This is a genomic window from Oleiphilus sp. HI0132, from assembly GCF_001635845.1.
In genome coordinates this window covers 1-1,305 of the sequence record NZ_LWGJ01000164.1, presented here as the reverse complement: position 1 = coordinate 1,305, position 1,305 = coordinate 1, and the positions used below count along the sequence as shown (strand labels likewise).

At 44.3% G+C, this 1,305-nt stretch carries 1 protein-coding gene; it reads left to right on the top strand.

The window, feature by feature from the left end; translation table 11 throughout:
- Nucleotides 1–154 precede the first annotated feature (154 nt).
- A partial coding sequence (sucC, locus tag A3766_RS02095; RefSeq protein ID WP_156508618.1) for an ADP-forming succinate--CoA ligase subunit beta occupies nt 155–1,305 on the top strand: 1,151 nt, incomplete at its 3' end.

Genomic DNA, 1,305 nt, shown 5'->3' with positions numbered 1-1,305 from the left:
TAAGCGGGGCTAGTGCGAACATAACACGGGAAAGAAAAGGGATTTACGCTGTGCCAGCAATGAGTGGCGCAATGTGATCGGTTAAGGATTGACCGAGATTTTGTCCGGCCACTTAATACGAGTGGCATTAATCAATTAAATGACGGAATGAATTATGAATTTACACGAGTATCAGGCAAAACAACTCTTTGCTGAATACGGACTGCCTGTTTCTACAGGTTATGCATGTGACACAGCTGACGAAGCGGCTGCTGCAGCCGATAAAATTGGCGGCGATATGTGGGTAGTGAAGTGCCAGGTTCACGCAGGTGGCCGTGGTAAAGCAGGTGGCGTTAAGCTGGTTAAGTCCAAAGAAGAGATCAAGGCCTTTGCTGAGAGCTGGTTGGGTAAGAATCTTGTCACGTATCAAACAGACGAGAGTGGTCAGCCAGTTGCAAAAATTCTTGTTGAAAGTTGCACTGATATTGCTAACGAATTGTACTTGGGTGCCGTCGTAGATAGAGCGTCTCAGCGCGTAGTGTTTATGGCTTCTACTGAAGGCGGTGTTGAAATTGAAACTGTTGCTGAAGAAACGCCTGAATTGATTCACAAAGCTGAAATTGATCCACTGGTTGGCCCACAGCAGTATCAAGGTCGTGAGCTTGCATTCAAGTTAGGTCTTGAAGGCGATCAGATCAAGCAGTTCGTAAAAGTGTTTATGGGTTTGTCGAACATGTTCAATGATCATGATTTCGCACTATTAGAAATCAACCCTCTAGTCATTACAGACGAAGGTAACATCCACTGCTTGGATGGAAAAATTGGCGTTGATAGCAATGCTTTATATCGTCAGCCTAAGATCCGTGAAATGCACGATCCTTCTCAAGAAGATGAGCGTGAAGCACATGCTGCTAAATTCGAATTGAACTATGTTGCTCTGGACGGAAATGTTGGTTGTATGGTTAACGGTGCCGGTCTTGCAATGGGTACGATGGATATCGTTAACTTGCACGGTGGTAAGCCTGCTAACTTCTTGGATGTTGGTGGCGGTGCGACGAAAGAACGTGTTTCAGAAGCATTCAAAATTATTTTGTCTGACGACAATGTAAAAGCAGTATTGGTTAATATATTTGGTGGTATTGCGGTACCCATTAGTTACGGGGTGACCTTGGCCTTGGATATGGCTTTTGGTTATACCATTAACCGTGTGACCTTATTTGCTTTGATTCTATCACTAGGTTTACTTGTCGATGACCCGATTACTGGTGTCGATAACATTGAACGATATTTGAAAAAGAAGCTGCGTGGCAAAGATGGAAGCCAGGA